At 59.7% G+C, this 18,105-nt stretch carries 20 protein-coding genes and 1 tRNA gene; 17 read left to right on the top strand and 4 right to left on the bottom strand.

Annotated elements, in window-relative coordinates; translation table 11 throughout:
- Positions 1-173 precede the first annotated feature (173 nt).
- Positions 174-1,091 carry a DUF1499 domain-containing protein gene (locus WNZ14_RS18230; RefSeq protein WP_342870035.1) on the top strand — a complete coding sequence of 306 codons (918 nt, stop codon included), beginning with the start codon at positions 174-176 and terminating at the stop codon, positions 1,089-1,091.
- Between the two features lie 8 nt (positions 1,092-1,099).
- Here WNZ14_RS18230 and WNZ14_RS18225 read toward each other — a convergent pair whose 3' ends face one another.
- The gene (locus tag WNZ14_RS18225; RefSeq protein WP_342870034.1) at positions 1,100-2,014 is read right to left on the bottom strand and encodes an MBL fold metallo-hydrolase; all 915 of its coding nucleotides are present in this window, start codon (positions 2,012-2,014) and stop codon (positions 1,100-1,102) included.
- 176 nt (positions 2,015-2,190) lie between these two features.
- Here WNZ14_RS18225 and WNZ14_RS18220 point away from each other — a divergent pair, with 176 nt between their 5' ends.
- The 11 genes from WNZ14_RS18220 to WNZ14_RS18170 all read left to right on the top strand — a co-directional run bounded on the left by WNZ14_RS18220 (position 2,191) and on the right by WNZ14_RS18170 (position 11,289).
- On the top strand, positions 2,191-2,772 hold the full coding sequence (locus tag WNZ14_RS18220; RefSeq protein ID WP_342870033.1) for a biotin transporter BioY: 582 nt from the start codon (positions 2,191-2,193) through the stop codon (positions 2,770-2,772).
- 216 nt (positions 2,773-2,988) lie between these two features.
- Positions 2,989-3,062 (top strand) — tRNA-Gln (locus WNZ14_RS18215).
- A gap of 78 nt (positions 3,063-3,140) precedes the next feature.
- Complete coding sequence (locus tag WNZ14_RS18210) at positions 3,141-3,923, top strand: molecular chaperone TorD family protein (protein WP_342870032.1); 783 nt, start codon at positions 3,141-3,143, stop codon at positions 3,921-3,923.
- 105 nt (positions 3,924-4,028) lie between these two features.
- Entirely contained in the window at positions 4,029-4,226 is a 198-nt protein-coding gene (locus WNZ14_RS18205) for a twin-arginine translocation signal domain-containing protein (RefSeq protein WP_342870031.1), read from the top strand.
- Between the two features lie 51 nt (positions 4,227-4,277).
- Positions 4,278-7,259, top strand: a complete 2,982-nt coding sequence (locus WNZ14_RS18200) for a molybdopterin-dependent oxidoreductase (protein ID WP_342870030.1) — start codon at positions 4,278-4,280, stop codon at positions 7,257-7,259.
- 12 nt (positions 7,260-7,271) lie between these two features.
- Entirely contained in the window at positions 7,272-7,868 is a 597-nt protein-coding gene (gene fdh3B, locus WNZ14_RS18195) for a formate dehydrogenase FDH3 subunit beta (RefSeq protein WP_342870029.1), read from the top strand.
- 93 nt (positions 7,869-7,961) lie between these two features.
- Positions 7,962-9,119 carry a formate dehydrogenase subunit gamma gene (locus tag WNZ14_RS18190; protein WP_342870028.1) on the top strand — a complete coding sequence of 386 codons (1,158 nt, stop codon included), beginning with the start codon at positions 7,962-7,964 and terminating at the stop codon, positions 9,117-9,119.
- A 19-nt stretch (positions 9,120-9,138) separates the two neighbouring features.
- Positions 9,139-9,267 (top strand): hypothetical protein, encoded by a 129-nt coding sequence (locus WNZ14_RS18185; protein WP_342870027.1) that lies wholly within the window; start codon positions 9,139-9,141, stop codon positions 9,265-9,267.
- A gap of 68 nt (positions 9,268-9,335) precedes the next feature.
- Positions 9,336-9,527 (top strand): DUF6494 family protein, encoded by a 192-nt coding sequence (locus tag WNZ14_RS18180; protein ID WP_342870026.1) that lies wholly within the window; start codon positions 9,336-9,338, stop codon positions 9,525-9,527.
- Positions 9,528-9,535: 8 nt separating this feature from the next.
- Positions 9,536-10,270 (top strand): biotin/lipoate--protein ligase family protein, encoded by a 735-nt coding sequence (locus tag WNZ14_RS18175; RefSeq protein ID WP_342870025.1) that lies wholly within the window; start codon positions 9,536-9,538, stop codon positions 10,268-10,270.
- Positions 10,267-11,289, top strand: a complete 1,023-nt coding sequence (locus tag WNZ14_RS18170; protein WP_342870024.1) for a DUF6352 family protein — start codon at positions 10,267-10,269, stop codon at positions 11,287-11,289. Before WNZ14_RS18175 ends, WNZ14_RS18170 begins: the two co-directional genes overlap by 4 nt.
- Positions 11,290-11,331: 42 nt before the next feature.
- On the opposite strand, the gene WNZ14_RS18165 is transcribed toward WNZ14_RS18170, so the two are convergent.
- Both WNZ14_RS18165 and WNZ14_RS18160 read right to left on the bottom strand, forming a co-directional pair.
- Positions 11,332-11,595, bottom strand: a complete 264-nt coding sequence (locus WNZ14_RS18165; RefSeq protein ID WP_342870023.1) for a hypothetical protein — start codon at positions 11,593-11,595, stop codon at positions 11,332-11,334.
- Positions 11,596-11,707: 112 nt separating this feature from the next.
- The gene (locus WNZ14_RS18160) at positions 11,708-13,690 is read right to left on the bottom strand and encodes a 4Fe-4S dicluster domain-containing protein (RefSeq protein ID WP_342870022.1); all 1,983 of its coding nucleotides are present in this window, start codon (positions 13,688-13,690) and stop codon (positions 11,708-11,710) included.
- 162 nt (positions 13,691-13,852) lie between these two features.
- On the opposite strand from WNZ14_RS18160, the gene WNZ14_RS18155 reads away from it, so the two are divergent.
- Both WNZ14_RS18155 and WNZ14_RS18150 read left to right on the top strand, forming a co-directional pair.
- Positions 13,853-14,377: a DUF3305 domain-containing protein gene (locus WNZ14_RS18155; RefSeq protein ID WP_342870021.1), complete on the top strand. Its 525-nt coding sequence runs from the start codon at positions 13,853-13,855 to the stop codon at positions 14,375-14,377.
- Positions 14,370-15,068 (top strand): DUF3306 domain-containing protein, encoded by a 699-nt coding sequence (locus tag WNZ14_RS18150; protein WP_342870020.1) that lies wholly within the window; start codon positions 14,370-14,372, stop codon positions 15,066-15,068. The genes WNZ14_RS18155 and WNZ14_RS18150 overlap by 8 nt, the downstream gene beginning before the upstream one ends.
- 8 nt (positions 15,069-15,076) lie before the next feature.
- Here WNZ14_RS18150 and WNZ14_RS18145 read toward each other — a convergent pair whose 3' ends face one another.
- Complete coding sequence (locus tag WNZ14_RS18145) at positions 15,077-15,322, bottom strand: DUF3144 domain-containing protein (protein WP_342870019.1); 246 nt, start codon at positions 15,320-15,322, stop codon at positions 15,077-15,079.
- Between the two features lie 107 nt (positions 15,323-15,429).
- Between WNZ14_RS18145 and apbC the strand changes: the two genes are divergently transcribed.
- The 3 genes from apbC to WNZ14_RS18130 are packed head-to-tail and all read left to right on the top strand — an operon-like array spanning position 15,430 to position 18,075.
- Positions 15,430-16,587: an iron-sulfur cluster carrier protein ApbC gene (gene apbC, locus WNZ14_RS18140; RefSeq protein WP_342870018.1), complete on the top strand. Its 1,158-nt coding sequence runs from the start codon at positions 15,430-15,432 to the stop codon at positions 16,585-16,587.
- 2 nt (positions 16,588-16,589) lie between these two features.
- Positions 16,590-17,297, top strand: a complete 708-nt coding sequence (locus tag WNZ14_RS18135) for an ABC transporter permease (protein ID WP_342870017.1) — start codon at positions 16,590-16,592, stop codon at positions 17,295-17,297.
- Positions 17,290-18,075: an ATP-binding cassette domain-containing protein gene (locus WNZ14_RS18130; protein WP_342870016.1), complete on the top strand. Its 786-nt coding sequence runs from the start codon at positions 17,290-17,292 to the stop codon at positions 18,073-18,075. Before WNZ14_RS18135 ends, WNZ14_RS18130 begins: the two co-directional genes overlap by 8 nt.
- The last annotated feature ends 30 nt before the right edge of the window (positions 18,076-18,105 follow it).

Below are 18,105 nucleotides of genomic sequence, written 5' to 3'. Positions count from 1 at the left end.
ATCTCCTTCGGAACGTAAAACCTGTCCGGTTTGATCTGCCCCCCGCTTAAAACATCCCTTTCAAGAATGGCTGAAGTGAGGCGCTTGCCGCGACAGTCATGAACCGCTAATGAATTCAACCACAACCAGACGCGCATCCCGCGCTCCACCTGTCCCGGAGACCTGGCCGCGCCATGCCCTTCCGACCAGAACGACCAAGATCAATTGCCGCAGCCTGGTCGCGCAGGCTGGGACGGTTTGCGTTGTTGCTGGCCTTCATGGCGCTGTTTTTGCACCGGATAGGCATGCTGGAAATGCCCAACACAATCGCCGCCGTTCTGTTGGCGACTGTTCTTGCAGTTCTTGTGCTGGGCCTCTCGATCATCGGCTTCTTCATGCTTTGGCACATCGGCGCCAAGGGCGGCCATGCCTCGTTCAATGGCATGGTCATGGCGCTGATCATCCTCATCCCGGTCGGACTGGCGGCCAGTCGCTATGTGCTTCTGCCCAGGATCCACGATATTTCCACCGATGTGGCAAATCCGCCTCAATGGCTGGAGGCACCGGAGATAGTGCCGTCCTGGATACCCCGCTCTGATGGTGCCGATCCCGCTGCACGCAGGCTTCAGGCGCGCGCCTATGCACAGATCACCGGCCGGCGCTACGAAGGGGCGATCGACCGTGTCTTGCTGGCGGTTCAGACCGTCGCGCAGGAAAGAAAGTGGACACCGGTCGCCAATATAGGGGTCGATGCACTCGTTGATGGCCTTGAGCCGGCCGTGGCAAGTGCGGACTCAGAGAATGGCGCTGCGGTATCGACTGGTGAAGCGGACCCTGCGCGTGCGCCCCTGCCGGCGCCGCGACCGAATATCGAGGACGGCGCGCTCGAGCAGCTTCCCTCCTTTGCAGTTGTTCAGTACCGCACAAAATCGCTTGTGCTCGGCATTCCGCAGGACATACTGATCAGGCTTTCGGAAGAGGAGGAAACCACCTTTGTCGACATGCGCGCGGCAACGCGGGACGGAGATCATGACCTCGGGCTCAATGCCGACCTGATCCGCACATTCCTGCATGATCTTGATGTGCGCCTGCTCGGGATCGCCGGCGGCTGATCCTCCGCTCAGGGCAGGCGGTACTCGCTGTTAATTGACGGCGGCCCGTCCGTGACCACGTCTCCGCGACCGACCAGATCTTCCAGATGCGCCAGCACCGAAAGAGCCGCCGCGCCATGCAGCCGTGGGTCGGTTTCGCGGTAAATCACCTTGACCATGTCGGCAATCAGCCGGTCGCCCTTTTCAACCCGGCCGAATACGGCGCGCTCGCGCATGATCCGGTGGGTCTTGAGTGCTCTGACGAATTGCCGAGGCTTTTGCACCGGGCCACCGTGACCAGGCAGATAGGCGCGGTCGTCGCGGGCGGCCAGCATGTCGAGCGAGGTCATGAAATCGCTCATCGCTCCGTCCGGCGGCGCAATGATCGATGTCGCCCACGCCATCACGTGATCGCCAGAAAATACGAGGTCTGTGTCAGCGCCGGTGAGGGCGAAGGCCGCATGGTTGGCGGTGTGGCCCGGCGTGTGCAGTGTTTCGATGCTCCAGCCGTCCCCGGAAACCACATGTCCATGGCCGGCTGCGATATCGGGGACGAAATCCATGTCCGAGCTTTCCTTGAGCGGATTGACCTCGCCCGTGTAAAGCGGCCGCGCCGCGCGGTGCGGGCCTTCGGCAACAACGGTCGCTCCCGTCTCGGCCTTCAGCCGGGCGGCGAGAGGCGAGTGATCCCGGTGGGTGTGGGTAACAAAAATATGGCTGACCGGACGACCGGCGATGGCTGCCACCAATGTCTGCCAATGGCTTTCATCTTCAGGGCCCGGATCGATCACGGCGAGTGTATCTCGGCCGACGATATAGCTGTTGGTGCCATGGAAGGTCAGCGGTCCGGAATTCGGCGCCGTCACCCGCAGGATATTCTTCGCAACGGGCACCGAATCTCCATGCGAAGGCTCGAAAGTCTTGTCAAACTGCGGTTCTGTCACGATTGTCTCCGGTGTCCGGCTGAACTCGGCATGTCAGCCGGTGTAGGGTGGCCGCCACTTGTGGACCGCCATGGATTTGGGCCGGACTGTCTTGCTGTCAGGCGGGTAAGTCAATATACCGCTTTCAATGGGCGGCTGCTTTGGCCCGCTCTTGTGAAATTTCTGGAGATTGATCCATGGCAACTGTCCCCGCACGTTCCTTCGCCCAAACCCTTGCGCCTTCAGGTGTTGCCGCGCGCTACGCCACCTATGCCGCACTCGTTCTGTCAGGCAGTCTCCTGATTGCGATGGCAGGCAAGATCACTGTTCCGTTCTGGCCTGTTCCTGCGACGCTTCAGACGCTGGCAATTTTTGTCATCGCTGCTGCTTTCGGTCGCAAGCTCGCTCTGGCAACGCTTGCTGCCTACCTGATCGAAGGTGCCGCAGGCCTTCCGGTCTTCACCAATGGCGGCGGTCTTGCCTATTTCGCGGGCCCCACAACTGGATACCTCGCGGGCTTCGTTGTCGCCGCTGGCCTGACTGGCTGGGCTGCCGATCGCGGTCTTGACCGCAACGCCTTCAAGCTTTTTGCCGTCAACCTCGCAGGCACTGCGATCATCCTGCTGCTCGGCGCCGCCTGGATCGCGCTTGCTTTCGGTCCCGAGAAGGCGCTTGCCTGGGGCGTCGGCCCGTTCATCGCCACCGATGTGATCAAGGCAGCGCTCGCTGCTGCGGTTGTCCCTGCCGGTTGGCAGATCGCCAACATGTTCCGTCGCTGATCGCCGGAACAATCTTCACGGCTTCACAGGCCGGTTGATCAAGAATTTGAAACCCGCGTGGCGAACAAGCTGCGCGGGTTTTTGTTTGCGGTGGAAAATCTCTGAGCCGGGGCAGTTTCCGCGCTTGTGATCGCACGCGTCTTTTGCTATCCCCGCGAGGCTTCCGGATGCTTCCGGATTGCGCCGGGCAGCTGATTTGCCTGCCCGGGTGACTGTTGGGGCGTAGCCAAGTGGTAAGGCAGTGGTTTTTGGTACCGCCATCCCTGGTTCGAATCCAGGCGCCCCAGCCATTCGTTTCTTCGAGATTCCCATCAAATGAACCTGTCGCGAGAATCACGGTCGCAGCATGTTTTCGGACCAGCATGCCTGTGCAACTGATCTTCCAGCTTATGTCCGTAAGCGTCCCTCGCATTGCAATTGCCATGAACAGAAAGGGCCCGGCATGTGGCTTTGGTCGGCCAAAGGCGTGGCTGTTTTTCAGCAAGTCCGAATTGGATTGCTTTGAGGGGAGAAAAGTGGTCTTTTCTTTTTTAGGGAGATCGCATGTGTTGAATCAACAAGCTATTTCGATAGATTCGGTTGATGAAGCCGATCAATTGCGGGTCAATATCTACAAGCTCCTTGCACGTTTGTTGCGTGAACCGCCGGATGCCCCCCTTCTTTCGATCCTGACCCAGATGACGGGCGATGACTCCGAGCTTGGCCAGGCAATCTCGGATCTTTCGAAGGCCGCTTCCGAGACAGGTCTGGCAGCCAGTCGGGACGAATACGACGTTCTCTTCATCGGTCTTGGTAGGGGCATCCTGACACCGTTCGGCTCTTATTACCTCACCGGATTCATGCACGAAAAACCGCTGGCCCGCTTGCGTGACGACATGCGTCCGCTCGGCATTGCCCGCAGCGATGACGTCAAGGATCCTGAAGACCATGTTGCCGCATTGATGGAAATGATGGCCGGGTTGATCGAAGGCAGCTTTGGTGCAGCGCAGTCCGTTACAGTGCAGAAGAGTTTTTTCGACAGGCATGTGGGCAGCTGGACGCCGCATTTCTTCAAGGACCTTGAAGCCTGCCCGTCGGCCCGTTTTTTCAGACCGGTTGGCCGCATCGGCCGCCTTTTCATGGCAATCGAGCAGGGTGCGTTTGAAATGTAGCCGCGTTTGCGGTGAGTGCTTGTGTAAATGTGTAGTGCAGTCCGGCCGAGACGCCCCGGCCAGATTGCTCAAGAAAGCCCAGGGTGTCGCGAAGTGGAGACCATCATGAAGGCAAAGACAGAAGACGCCACGACTGACCGACGCGGTTTTCTGAAATTCGCCGGGCTTGGCACGATTGCCAGCGGCGCGGCCCTGGTCACCGGCAATGCAAGTGAGGCAACCGATATTGCCGAACCGCAGGCAGGTGCGGGCTACAGGGAAACCGATCACATCAAGGCCTACTACGCCAGCGCACGTTTCTGAGGAACATCGCTGGCCGCCTTATGTGACGGAACAAATTCAACGGAGGATAATATGCTCAGGAAGAAGACAAATGGGGTTGCGCGAGGCCCCCGGCTGTCCTCGACGGTAGCAGAGCTTGGAGTAACGGCGATCGATCGCCGGACATTCCTGAAGCGTTCGGGTCTCACCATCGGTGGGGCTGCAGCCATTTCCACGCTTTCGGGCGGAATGGTCAAGCGAGCAGAAGCTCAGACAGCCGCAGGCACCGGTAAAGTCGAAACCAAGAAGTCGATCTGCACACATTGTTCGGTCGGCTGCACGGTGATTGCCGAGGTCGAAAACGGTGTCTGGACACGTCAAGCGCCTGGCTATGATTCTCCGTTCAACCTGGGTGCCCATTGCGCCAAGGGCGCTTCCGTCCGCGAGCATGCGCATGGCGATCGCCGGTTGAAATATCCGATGAAGCTGGTTGACGGCAAATGGCAGCGCGTCTCCTGGGACGACGCCATCAACGAGATCGGCGACAAGATGTTGTCGGTCCGCGAAAGCTCCGGGCCGGATTCTGTCTACTGGCTTGGATCGGCCAAGCATTCGAACGAGCAGGCCTATCTGTTCCGCAAGTTTGCGGCCTACTGGGGGACGAACAACGTCGACCACCAGGCGCGCATTTGCCACTCGACCACTGTTTCCGGTGTTGCCAACACCTGGGGCTATGGCGCGATGACCAATTCCTACAACGACATCCACAAGTCCAAGTCGATGATCCTGATTGGATCAAACCCGGCCGAAGCTCATCCGGTGTCGCTGTTGCATCTGCTCAAGTGCAAGGAAGAAAACAATGCGCCGCTGATCGTATGCGATCCGCGCTTTACCCGCACTGCAGCTCATGCCGACGAGTTCGTCCGCTTCCGGCCGGGCAGCGACGTGGCGCTGATCTGGGGCATTCTGTATCATATTTTCGAGAATGGCTGGGAAGACAAGGACTACATCCGCACCCGTGTCTGGGGCATGGATCAGATCCGTGACGAGGTCAAGAAGTGGAACCCGGCAGAAGTCGAGCGGGTGACCGGAGTTCCGGGCTCGCAGCTCGAGCGGGTGGCCCGCACGCTGGCCAACAACCGTCCCGGCACGCTGATCTGGTGCATGGGTGGCACACAGCACTCGAACGGCTCGTCCAACACGCGCGCCTATTCCATCCTGCAGCTGGCGCTTGGCAACATCGGCAAGTCCGGTGGTGGGGCCAACATCTTCCGTGGCCACGACAACGTGCAGGGTGCGACCGATCTCGGCGTGCTGGCTGACACATTGCCGGGCTATTTCGGCCTGACTGCGGGAGCCTACGCACACTGGGCCCGCGTATGGGGTGAAGATCTCGGTTGGCTCAAGGGCCGCTTTGCCACCATGAAGGGCAAGGACGGCAAGGACAAGGCGATGATGAACGAGACCGGAATTCCGGTGTCGCGCTGGATCGACGGCGTTCTTGAAGCCAAGGCAAACCTCGAGCAGCCCGACAACACCAAGGTCATGGTGTTCTGGGGCCATGCGCCGAACTCGCAAACCCGCCTGCCTGAAATGCAGAAGGCGATGGGAATGCTTGACCTTTTGGTCGTTGTCGACCCCTATCCGACGATGACCGCAGTGCTTCAGGACCGCAAGGATGGCGTTTACCTTCTGCCGGCCTCGACCCAGTTCGAGACCTATGGTTCGGTGACCGCGTCAAACCGGTCGATCCAGTGGCGTGAGGCGGTGGTCGAGCCACTGTTTGAATCGCTGCCGGATCACACCATCCTCTACAAGTTTGCCAAGAAGTTCGGTTTCGAAGACCGGATGTTCCGCAACATTGAGGTCAATGGCGAGGAACCGTTGGTCGAGGACATCACGCGCGAGTGGAACCGGGGCATGTGGACGATCGGCATGACCGGGCAGTCACCTGAGCGACTGAAGTCCCACATGGAGCATCAGTACACCTTCGACAAGACCAGCCTGCGTGGCGTCGGCGGACCGCATGACGGCGAATTCTACGGCTTGCCCTGGCCTTGCTGGGGAACGCCGGAGATGAAGCACACCGGATCGGCGAACCTTTACGATGTGACGATTCCGGTCGCGCAGGGCGGGATGGGTTTCCGCGCTCGCTTCGGCGTCGAGCGCAACGGCGACAACCTGCTGGCGGAAGACAGCTGGCCGGTTGGCTCCGAGATCGAAGATGGATATCCCGAATTCACCATGGCCATGCTCAAGGGCCTTGGCTGGGACGTCGATCTCACCCCGTATGAGCGGCGCATGATCGAATATGTCGCCGGCATCCTGGAAAAACGTCCCTCTGAGGAGGAAGTCGGCGAGACCTCCGACCAGGGCGATATACCGTCTGACTACGACGAGAAGGTTGGCGGCGTGAACTGGAAGGTCGATCTGTCCGGCGGCATTCAACGCGTTGCGATCAAGCATGGTTGCGCGCCTTACGGCAACGCCAAGGCACGCGCCGTGGTCTGGACTTTCCCCGATCCGGTACCGCTGCATCGCGAGCCGCTCTACGCGCCCAATCGCGAACTTGTGGCCGATTACCCGACCATCGCCGACAAGACCTTCTGGCGCGTGCCGACGGCCTTCAAGTCGATCCAGGATGTCGATTACTCCAAGGACTTCCCGATGATCATGACGTCGGGTCGTCTGGTCGAATATGAAGGTGGCGGTGACGAAACCCGCTCCAATCCATGGCTGGCAGAGTTGCAGCAGGACATGTTCGTCGAGATCAACACCTTCGACGCCAACAATCTGGGCGTCAAGGATCGTGAAACGGTCTGGCTGTACAGCCCGTCAGGCGGCAAGATCAAGGTCATGGCTATGGTCACCGAACGGGTGGGCCGAGGCATTGTCTTCTGTCCCTTCCATTTTGGCGGACAGTTCCAGGGCGTTGATCTGAGGGACAAGTATCCTGAAGGTGCCGATCCGATCGTGCTTGGGGAAGCGTGCAACACCGCGCAGACCTATGGCTACGACATGGTCACGCAGATGCAGGAAACAAAAACAACGCTTTGCCGCGTCGAGCGGGCATAGGGAGGATATACAATGGCTAGAATGAAATTCCTCTGCGATGCTGAACGTTGTATCGAATGCAACGCCTGCGTCACCGCCTGCAAGAACGAGAACGAAGTGCCCTGGGGCGTCAATCGGCGCCGTGTCGTCACCATAAATGACGGCAAGCCGGGAGAACGGTCTATTTCGGTGGCCTGCATGCACTGCTCGGACGCGCCGTGCATGGCGGTCTGCCCGGTTGACTGCTTCTACCACACGGCCGACGGCATCGTTTTGCACGACAAGGATCTGTGCATCGGTTGCGGCTATTGCTTCTATGCGTGCCCGTTCGGTGCGCCGCAATATCCGCAAGCCTCCAACTTCGGCTCCCGTGGCAAGATGGACAAGTGCACCTTCTGCGCCGGCGGTCCTGAAGAAGACAACTCTGCCGCCGAGTTCCAGAAATATGGACGCAACCGGATTGCAGAAGGCAAGCTGCCGCTTTGCGCCGAGATGTGCTCGACCAAGGCGCTGCTGGCCGGTGATGGTGACACGGTATCGCAGATCTACCGTGAGCGTGTGGTGGCCCGCGGCTTCGGCGCCGGCGCATGGGGCTGGGGCACAGCCTATGACCAGAAGAGTGGTGGCTGACCGGTTGCTGTCAATCGCAGCCAACCTGGCAGGCGGACGGATGTTCGGCTGCCAGGTCTCTCCAGATCATATTCTGACCCCGGGAGTTCACCGATGAATAATCTCAGGACGCGCCACGCGTCTCAGCGATATCTCCTACCCGGTATCGTGTTTGCCATTCTTGCTCTTGTCGGGCTGTGCCTGCCGTTGCAGGCCAACGCCCAGAGCACTGTGCGCCCGCCGGAAAACGCGACCACAAATATCGCGCCGGCCGGCCCCCCTTTGCAGGGCGGCGTCCAGGGCACGCAGTCCGATGCGGAAATCTGGCACGATATCCGACTTGGCGAGACCGGCGCTGTGTCCATCCCGAACAAGTCCGCCGGCCAGATGATCCAGTCGCAAGGCGAGGACTGGCGGCTCTACAGAAATGGCCCGATCCATGATTATCTGGGCTATGCGATGCTCGCCACGATCGTGCTTCTGGCAGTGTTCTTCGCCATCCGGGGACGCATCAAGGTTGAGCACGGCATGTCTGGCGTCAAGATCAAGCGCTTTTCCACCCTTGAGCGCATGAGCCACTGGCTCATGGCTTTGTCTTTCATAACGTTGGGAATCAGCGGCCTGAACTTTACTTTCGGTCGTTCACTGGTCATGCCGGTCATAGGCAAGGATCTGTTCGGGCCGACGTCAGGCTTCCTCAAGGCAACGCACAATTACACGGCCTTTGCCTTCATGCTCGGGCTCATTCTCGCCTTCGTCTTCTGGATTGCGCACAACATCCCCGACCGGACCGATCTGAACTGGCTGGCCAAGGGCGGCGGATTGATCGGCAAGTCCAGCCATCCTCCTGCAAAGAAATTCAATGCCGGCCAGAAAATCATCTTTTGGGGCGTGATGCTGTTTGGGCTTTCGCTGTCGGTCTCGGGATGGGCCCTGCTGTTTCCGTTCGAGCATCATCTGTTCTCGAGCACATTCGCGCTTCTGGGCAATATCGGCATCGATGTGCCTGCACTTCTTGGATTGCCGCAGCCGCCCTACAGCGCCATTCAGGAACAGCAGTTCAACAGCGCCTGGCACGGCATCATCTCGGTCGCGATGATTTGTCTGATCCTGGCCCATATCTATATCGGCACAATCGGGATGCAGGGCGCCTATGATGCCATGGGCTCAGGCGAGGTTGACCTGAATTGGGCCAGGGAACACCATTCGCTATGGGTCGATGAAGTCATGGCGAAGAAGACTGACGGCATTGTTGCCGCGCCAGCCGAGTGATGATGGGGAAGAATAGAACATGAAAGCATTCCTTCTCAGCGTCGTTGTTCTGCTGGTAGTTGTGGCAGGTGCCCGGTTTGGTCTCAAACCGTTATGGGAGACGCCCTCGGCAGTGGCTTATTCGACAGACAATGTGCGCCTGCACTGACAGGCCCCTCAAGCGACGCCTTTACAGGCTGTGCTGCCGCACAACGACCCAGATATGAAAGTGACATCATGAGCGACGAAACCTTTAACCTGTCGATGCGCAAATTCCTCAAGCAGGTAGGTGTGACTTCTCAGCAGCAGATCGAGGAGCTGGTGCGGTCCGGCGCTGCTGGTGAAGGCCCCTTAAAGCTCAAGATGGTGCTGACAGCCGAAGGGACCGACCTCGAGCATGTCGTCACCGGCGAAGTCGAGTTGCCCTGACCGCGAGCATGCTGCCCGACCCTGAATTCCCGCCGCTCCTGAAAGGCCATGCTGTGCCCGCTGAGGATGACCCTTTGCGCGTCGCGCTGGAGGGTGCGCGCCAGGGTAAGCTCAGTGCCGGTGATCTGTGCTGGTCGATGGCCGAAACCCATGCCCGGGCGGCAATTGTCCTCGAGCCTGAGTGCGCCCTTGCCAAGGCGTTGCAGATGGCGCCCTTGCTGATGGTTGCCATTGGCGATGCGCTCGGATCAATCGGTCCGCCAAACCTTGCGCTGATGTATCGATGGCCGACAACGCTTCTGGTCAATGGCGGCGAAGTTGGCGAGGTGTTTTTGCAGGCCCCCGAGGGTGCTGGACTTGAGGACACGCCGGAATTCATCGTGCTGGGCTTTTCCATTGCAATGAGCCTGTCGGCCGCGATCGTTGACGCGCCGGGCCTCGCCAGGCACGCCACGGCGCTGTTTGAAGAGGGGTGCGGCGATCTTGATCGGACCCAGGTCATCGAGGCCATCGCGCGGCATTTCCTGTCCTGGGTCGATGCCTGGGAACATGACGGCTTTGGCGCCGCACATCCGGATTTTCGAGGTCGCATGCAGCCCACAGACAAGGTCGCGGTGCAAGTGGGCAAGGTTCAGCACGAAGGCCGGATGATCGGCATAGATGAAGATGGCGGCTTGTTGCTTGATGGCGCCGGAGGCGCTCACGGCCTGTCGCTTGCTCAGGGATTGGGGATGGCCGGGTGAAACAGATCAATGAAAAGGCAGCGGGCGTGATCTGGAAATCCGCCGGGCAGCATCTCACCCACAGGCTGGACAATCGCTGGCTTGCGGTCAGTGCAGATTTCCTGCGCGCCTATTACACGCGTCCGGAAATCCATCCTGTCGAGGAAAGCTGCGCGGTTGAACATGCGCTGTTCGAGCGGCTGATGGCGGATCCATTCGCACCTGTGAGCCCGGCCGATCTCGCTGCAATTGCGGATTGCGATGCGGCGGACAATTATGCGCTGGTCCTGCGTTTTCGCGACCATTTGGTCGCCAAGGGATCGATCGAGGCAGCCTACGTGTCGCTCTTTGCTCCTGGCGCGCCTATGATCCCGCCGGTGTTCATCAGCCAGATGGCGCATCTGATCATGGGCAATATTCTCATGGGAGAAGGCGATGCAACGGTGGCGCGGGCAGCCGAGTTGTTCTTCCGTGAGCAGACCGCGACCACCTCCAACGAGCGGATGATGCTGGCCGATGCTGAAGTGGTCGAAACCCGCGCGCAGCAAGCAGCCCTCCTGGCCTTGACCGATCCCAGGAGAACCGATGTTGCGCTCGAAATTCTCAACGCTGAAGGTGCCGAGGACTATTGGGCCCGTGCCGACCATTTTGACCTGGCTCTGGATTTCCGTTTCTCGGAGCCCGGGCAGGATGCTTTTGCCCGGCTGATCGAACGCTGGATCAGGCATTTTCTCGATCTGCGGGTCAGGGTGCAGCCGCTACAGTCAGTCAAGGACGAGCATTGGTCTTGGCATGTCGGATTGGATGCGGAAGCCACCCGCATCATGAATGCGCTTTACGAAGGTCAATATCTGCCGGAGGAAGGGCAGGGTAGCATTGTGGCCCTGTTCAGGATGGAGTTTCTCGATCAGGACCGGGTGCTCGAGCGAATACGTCGCAAACCGGCTTTTCTCGGGATGGCAGTGGATGCCCATGACCGCATTCGCATGAAGCCGCAGAACCTGCTGATCAACCTGCCGCTCAACCCGCTGCTGCAGTAGCTCAGTGCACCTTGGCGAAGGTCAAGCTTGCGTTGACATGGCCTACTTGGCGTCGATCGTGATTCCCTTGATCTTGCCGACGCCGCTGTCACCTGCAGAATCGTATTCGATGGTGACATGATTGCCGGCACTCAGTCCCTCGGGAACAAGGTCACCGGCCGGTGTCAAATCCCAGACGGTCTTGTCATCCAGAACCAGCACATGATCGACACGGTCAAAGGCGACAACAACGCCACCGGCTGTGTCAGCCAGCGCGGGCGTTGCAAGAATTGATGCGAGAATGGCGATAGCGGGAAAAAGGCGCATGATATCCTCCATAAGGCTTGATGGATGCTAGCTATGCGCCTGTGCTGTCGTTCCCGCAATGGCCTTGTGTCGCGAGGCAATGCATCAGCCCCCAACGGACTGAATCGCGTTGCTAGTCTTCATTCAGGAAGTCTTCGACCGTCAGCCCACGGCGACCCGCTTCAAGGTAATCATCGGTCGTGCGGGTGCGGCGAGAATGAGCGATAGCGAACGGATCAGCGCCGTCACGTGATAACTCTTCGAGCTTGCAGTCCTCGCACATATGAATGAGCGCGCGCCGCTGGTCGGTGTCAAACATCCGGTTGCCCTTGAGGCGCCGTTCCACTGCCCGCAGCATTCCGCCGGCTGCAAAGGCTTTTCCGCACGAGGTGCAGCAGGCCGGTTCGTCAGCATGCAGCGTCACGGGTTGCATGACATTGGGAGAAATATTGTAACGCGGCTGCAGCGTGATCGCCGTTTCCGGACAGGTTGCCTCGCAGATGCCGCATTGAACGCAAGCTGCCTCGACAAAACGCAATTGCGGTGTATCGGGCGTGTCGCGCAACGCGTCCGCCGGACAGGATGACACGCAGGCCATGCACAGCGTGCAGGCTTCCGTATCAACCAGAACCAGGCCGTAGGGCGCGCTGACCGAGAGCGGCACGATGTCTGAAACCGGCTTGCCGGCGTCTGCCAGAACACCAAGCGCAGCGCGCGATACTTCGCGCTTTCCGCCCAGCGGTTTGGGGGCGGCGCGCGTGATTTCCGGCAGGTCGGGGAGGGAATAGAGCGCGGTCTCAACTTGATCCGGGTCGGCTTCGAGCAGGGTCACGACACGACCGCCGGTGTGGCCAAAGCCGGCCAGCAGCGCCTCCATCAACTGACTTTCCTCACCAACGGCGCCGAATTCTTCAGCCTTGTGGGGGTCGCCCAGCACCACGATCTGGCGAAATCCGGAGGCGAGCGCGGAAGCCATCAAATCGTGACCCACACCGCTCGTTGCATGCATTTCTAGCGGGATGACCCGGGCTGGCAGACCGCGGCCAAACCGCGCCATCGCCCCGATCAACGGTGTGCCATGGCCAGCGTCATGAAGCAGAAGGACAGGAGCCTGGCCGCCGGCCGCCAGGAATGTGCGGGCAAGCGTCTGTACCCGCGAAATCTGGTCGGTCCGCGTCGGATAGGTATAGGCCACCGCACCGGTGGGGCAATGGGCGGCACAATTGCCGCAGCCGCCGCAGATGCCGGGATCAACGACGATAGCGTCACCCAGCCCGGTGATTGCACCGGCTGGGCACTGGTCGATGCATTTGCTGCAGCCGGTTTTCTTTGATCGCTCATGGGCACAGATCGAAGCGTCGTAGGTCACGTAGATCGGTTTTTCGAAACTGCCCGCGTAATCCGAAGCCTCGATCACCGCTTCCAGTATGGTCACGGGATTGCCCGGATCAGCCCGGAAATAGCCGTCACGGCCATGGGCTCTCGTGAACAGCGCGGTATCACCCGACATGTCGAATATGACGCTGCAGGAGGTTTTCGCCCCGTCGCGCGCCATTGCAAATTCGGGTCTTGCCTTGGAAGACGGCAGCATGGCGGCATAGCGGTCAACAACCAGCTGGAAAGCTCCCAGCGATCCGCTGGCAGAAGCCACGCGGCCGGAAAACACCGGAAACGGCAACTCGGATGGCAACACCAGATCATCCGTTCCGGTCAGAAGCAGGGTCACGGACAAGGTGCGGTTGAGCCGCTGTGCTGCATCAAAAGCCGCCTGACCGGCCCCGATCACCAGGCAAAGCCCGTCACTTTCGATTGCCCGCAACCGGGCTGGCGTCGTCGGCAGTTTTGCCGCGGTCAGCAGAGCTTCCATTTTAGGTGTCACGGAAGCCTTGTCGGTGCTCCAGCCCGCCATCTCGCGAATGTTGACGAATGACAGCCCCTGGTGTCCGACCTCGGCAGCGAGCTCTTCAAACAGCGGACGTTCCTGTGTGCAGGCAATACAGATCGGCGTGTCGGTCGCAAAGGCTGCCTCGATCACACCCATTTCGCTGCGGCAAAGTTGGTGGTGGCCGGAGACTTCACCATAGGCTGCCCCGAGTTTCGCGGGGTCGACGGACATGGTTTTTTCGCAGCTGCATACAAAAAGCTTGGTTGCGTCTAAAACCATTGGATCACCCTTGTTGTCGTCTGCAAACACCTTATACTTTCAACGGGAAGAGACAACCGTGATTGCCTCAAGACCGGGGAGGGACTGACCGGCGTGTCGCGGGAACTGACAATTATGCTGGGAGTGATTGCCGAGAAGCGGCAGTCGATTTCTCGGTGGGCAAAAGACTACTGGATGCCGGTCGGCGTGATGCTTGCTCCCGCGGATCTGAATGCGGGCGACATCCTGATCAGCGATGATCGAATGACGCGCTACTACATGGGCCGCGTCGATCTGACCTGTTACGCAGCAGACACAGATTCCTATGTCGAAAATTTCGACAGCGGCAATCCGGCGCTCTATGTGGTGCTGCGACGCGACAGCGAAAACCAGCATCCACTCGACTGGTATGTCCAAAGCGTCACGGCCTCTCCGCACGCCGCTCAAGACTACGAAGTTGGCAGCGAGGACATCATCGAACGCTTGCCGATGCCGCCCGAGATCGCCGAGGCAATCCTCGAGTTTCTAGACGCCTATCATGTGGAAACGCCCTTCCTGAAACGGCGGCGCGACAAGCTTGATCTCGAAGAACAGAAATTTGGCAAACAGCCGATTTTCCTGAGCCGCAAGCGCTCCGACAGTGGAGATCTGGATGGCTGAAGACAAACAAGGATTTCTGGCCCGCTGGTCAAAGCGCAAGCAGGCGCAATTGACCAATCCCGATGTGGACCCCGACGATGAGGCGGTTGCAGTTGGTCCGGTTGAGCCCGTCGAGATTGACAACGAGCAACTGGAAGCCGAACGCACCGAAGCCGAGGCCAACCGTCTGGCGGCCGAAGCCGTCGATCTGGACGCGGCTGGCTACGGTTTTGATTTCTCGATCTTCATGAAGCGCGGCGTGCCCGATCTGTTGCGAAAGAAGGCACTGCAGAAATTCTTCAACTCCAACCCTGTGCTCGCCAATCTGGATGGATTGAACGACTATGACGAGGACTACAACAATCCGCTGCACATGGTCTACAAATCATCATGGGACGTGGGCCGTGGCTTTCTGACTGAGGCCGAGAAAGTGCTGCAGCAGGCAACGGGTCGGCTCACCCAGGATGCGCCCGTCACTGAAATTGCGTCAGAAGATGCGCCTGAGGATGTCGCGCACGATGTGGGGCAGGACGCAGACGCAGATCCGACCGAAGAAGCGAAGATCGCTGATGCTCAATCGCCCGGTGATGCTGAACCCGACATGACGATAGAGACTGATGCGGTCGACGTGAAGCCTGAAGCCTATGAGACCGCAGATCCCGAGCCGCTGCAGCAAAAGCGCGTTTCCATCAGACATCGGCTGAATGGATGAGGCAATTTTCACACGTTAGGGTCGGCCAGATGATTGCGCAGCATCTCGGTATAGGCAGCGACCATTTCGGTGACAAAGGCCTCGTGGTCTTCTGCCTCGATCACATTCTTGGCCACAAACGCATTGTAACGCGCAGCGCCATACAGGAATGCCATGTGAATGTCGGTGGCAGGGATCTTGGCGTTGGCCGTATTGGCGATACGGATGAACCGATCGGCAAGCCTGACAAATTTCTCCGTTTCGGTGCTGTCCATTCCCGGCTCTCCTCGTCGCTCGATTGGTGTAAAAGCGCATCTACCGGAACAAGAACCCGGACGTGCAGTGCGACACCTCTGATGCACTATCGACCACGGGGTACGCAGTGACAATCGCCACAGACCAGATTCTGGAACAGCTCAAGCGGGTCAAGGGACCCAACCTGACCGGCAATATCGTCGATCTTGGATTGGTCTCTGGTATCGTCGTCGCTGATGATGAGGTCACCTTTTCGATCTCCGTCCCGGCCTATCTTGCCGAGCAGCTCGATCCATTGCGGGCAGCAGCTGAAAAAGCTGCAATGTCTGTGCCCGGTGTCACCCGGGCAAAGGTGACGCTCACCGCAAATCGGAAAGGGGAGGCAGTCAACCCAGTCCCGGTGAGGGGTGCTCCGTCCGTGGCTCAGTCTTCAGCCGTGCCTCCGCCGATGCAGGGCCGCGCGCCGTCACCACCGCCTGCACCCGGAACAAAGGCGCCCGTGCCGGGAATAGGGGCGATTATCGCGGTCGCGTCTGGCAAGGGTGGAGTTGGCAAATCCACCACCTCGGTCAACCTTGCGCTGGCGCTGCAGGCCAATGGCATGAAGGTCGGCATCCTTGATGCCGATATCTACGGTCCGTCGATGCCCCGCCTCCTGAACATATCAGGTCGGCCGCAGGCCGGTGAAAACCGCATTATGACCCCACTCGAAGGTTACGGCCTCAAGGTCATGTCGATGGGATTTCTCGTCGACGAGGAAACGGCGATGGTCTGGCGAGGACCAATGCTGATGCAGGCCTTGACCCAGATGCTGCGCGAAGTGGCCTGGGGTGAACTCGATGTGTTGATCGTCGACATGCCGCCGGGCACCGGTGACGCGCAATTGACGATGTCACAGAATGTCCCGCTGGCAGGTGTCGTGATTGTGTCCACGCCGCAGGATCTTGCCTTGATCGATGCCCGCAAGGGTCTGAAAATGTTCCGCAAGGTCGATGTTCCCATTCTTGGCATCATCGAGAACATGAGCTCATTCATTTGCCCTGATTGCGGTGGCCAGCAGAATATTTTTGGTCATGGAGGAGCCCATGCCGAGGCCGAGCGCATCGGTGTGCCGTTCCTTGGCGAAGTGCCGCTGGTCATGGCGATCCGCGAAACATCCGACAACGGCACGCCTATCGTTGTTTCCGATCCCGATAGCGTTCAGGCGCGGATCTATCGGGACATTGCCGACCGCATCTGGACCCGTCTGGGTGAAGAACGGATGCTTGCCGGAGACCGGGGATAGCCATGCAGGATTTCGCAGGCGCATTCGGATTGGCTTTTGGTTTGATCGTTTCGGGCGATCCGGACCTGTTCGAAATTGTCGGCCTTTCCATGCGGGTCAGCCTGACAGCGCTTTTTCTCTCATGCCTCATCGGATTTCCCTTCGGAGCACTTCTGGTGGTGCGAAAGTTCTTTGGGCGCGGGATTGTCATTGCCCTTGTCAATTCGATGATGGGGTTCCCCCCGGTGGTGATCGGGCTGCTGGTCTATCTCGCCCTGTCGCGCGCCGGGCCTATGGGCTGGCTTGGCCTGCTCTACAGCCCGACGGCGATGATCATCGCCCAGACCCTGTTGATCGCGCCCATCGTTGCGGCACTGTCGCGGCAGGTTCTGGAGGCGTTGCAGGCCGAATATGACGAACAGTTTCGCTCGCTTGGAGTTTCCCGCGGACGCGCAATGCTGGCGCTGATCGTCGACGGGCGCTACGGGCTAGTCACAGTCGCGCTGGCAGGGTTTGGTCGCGCGGTGGCCGAGGTGGGCGCCGTCATCATTGTCGGCGGCAACATCGAACATCTTACCCGGGTGATGACCACGGCCATCGCGCTCGAAACCTCGAAGGGTGATCTCGGAATGGCGCTGGCGCTCGGGATCATCCTGATGAGCATCGCCGTCTCGGTCAATCTTGGCGCAGGCGCGCTGCGGGCGATTGCCGAAAGGCAGGCCTATGCCTGACGCCGCTCCGCTGATCCCGACACCCGCCTCTGATGCGGGGCCGCAGACGCCGCGCGACCGTGTGTTGCCGGGGGCTCTCAGGATCGAGCGGCTGGCGCTTGAAGTTGCGGGAAAACCGCTGGTCAATATCGAGAGACTTGTGCTCGATCCGCGGTCAGTCACCGTCATCATGGGTCCCAACGGAGCCGGCAAAAGCCTGTTCCTGCGTCTGGTTCACGGACTGATCGCGCCAACGCGCGGCTGGATCAGCTGGGGCGAGGTTGCCTGCGGTGAAGCCACCCGGTCAACGCAGGCGATGGTGTTTCAGAAGCCGGTGCTGCTGCGTCGCTCGGTGGCAGCCAACATTGATTTTGTTCTGCGCCGCCGTTCGGGAACCAAACCCGAGCGCCGGGCACGCTGTGAGGAACTGCTCACACGTGTTGGCCTTGCCGACCGGGCCCAGCAACCGGCGCGGCTGTTGTCGGGTGGCGAGCAGCAGCGGCTGGCTCTGGCGCGGGCGCTGGCGACGCGGCCCAAGGTTCTTCTGCTGGATGAACCAACAGCGAGCCTCGATCCTGCGTCGGTGCAGATGATCGAACAGATTGTGCTGGCATCAAGCGCCGACCAGACCAAGGTTATTTTCGTCACCCATGATGTGGGTCAAGCCCGCCGCCTGGCTGGTGATGTAGCCTTTCTTCATCACGGCCAGCTCGTTGAACATCGTCCGGCTGCGGCTTTCTTCGCCACCCCGTCATCTGAGGCTGCCAAAGCCTATCTGTCGGGCAATATTGTTCTTTGAACAAAAAACGGACTAACCAGGAGGAATCTC

Origin of the sequence: Hoeflea sp. AS60, assembly GCF_038900115.1 — a bacterium.
Taxonomy (GTDB): domain Bacteria; phylum Pseudomonadota; class Alphaproteobacteria; order Rhizobiales; family Rhizobiaceae; genus Hoeflea.
This window is presented reverse-complemented; position numbering and strand designations above follow the sequence as displayed.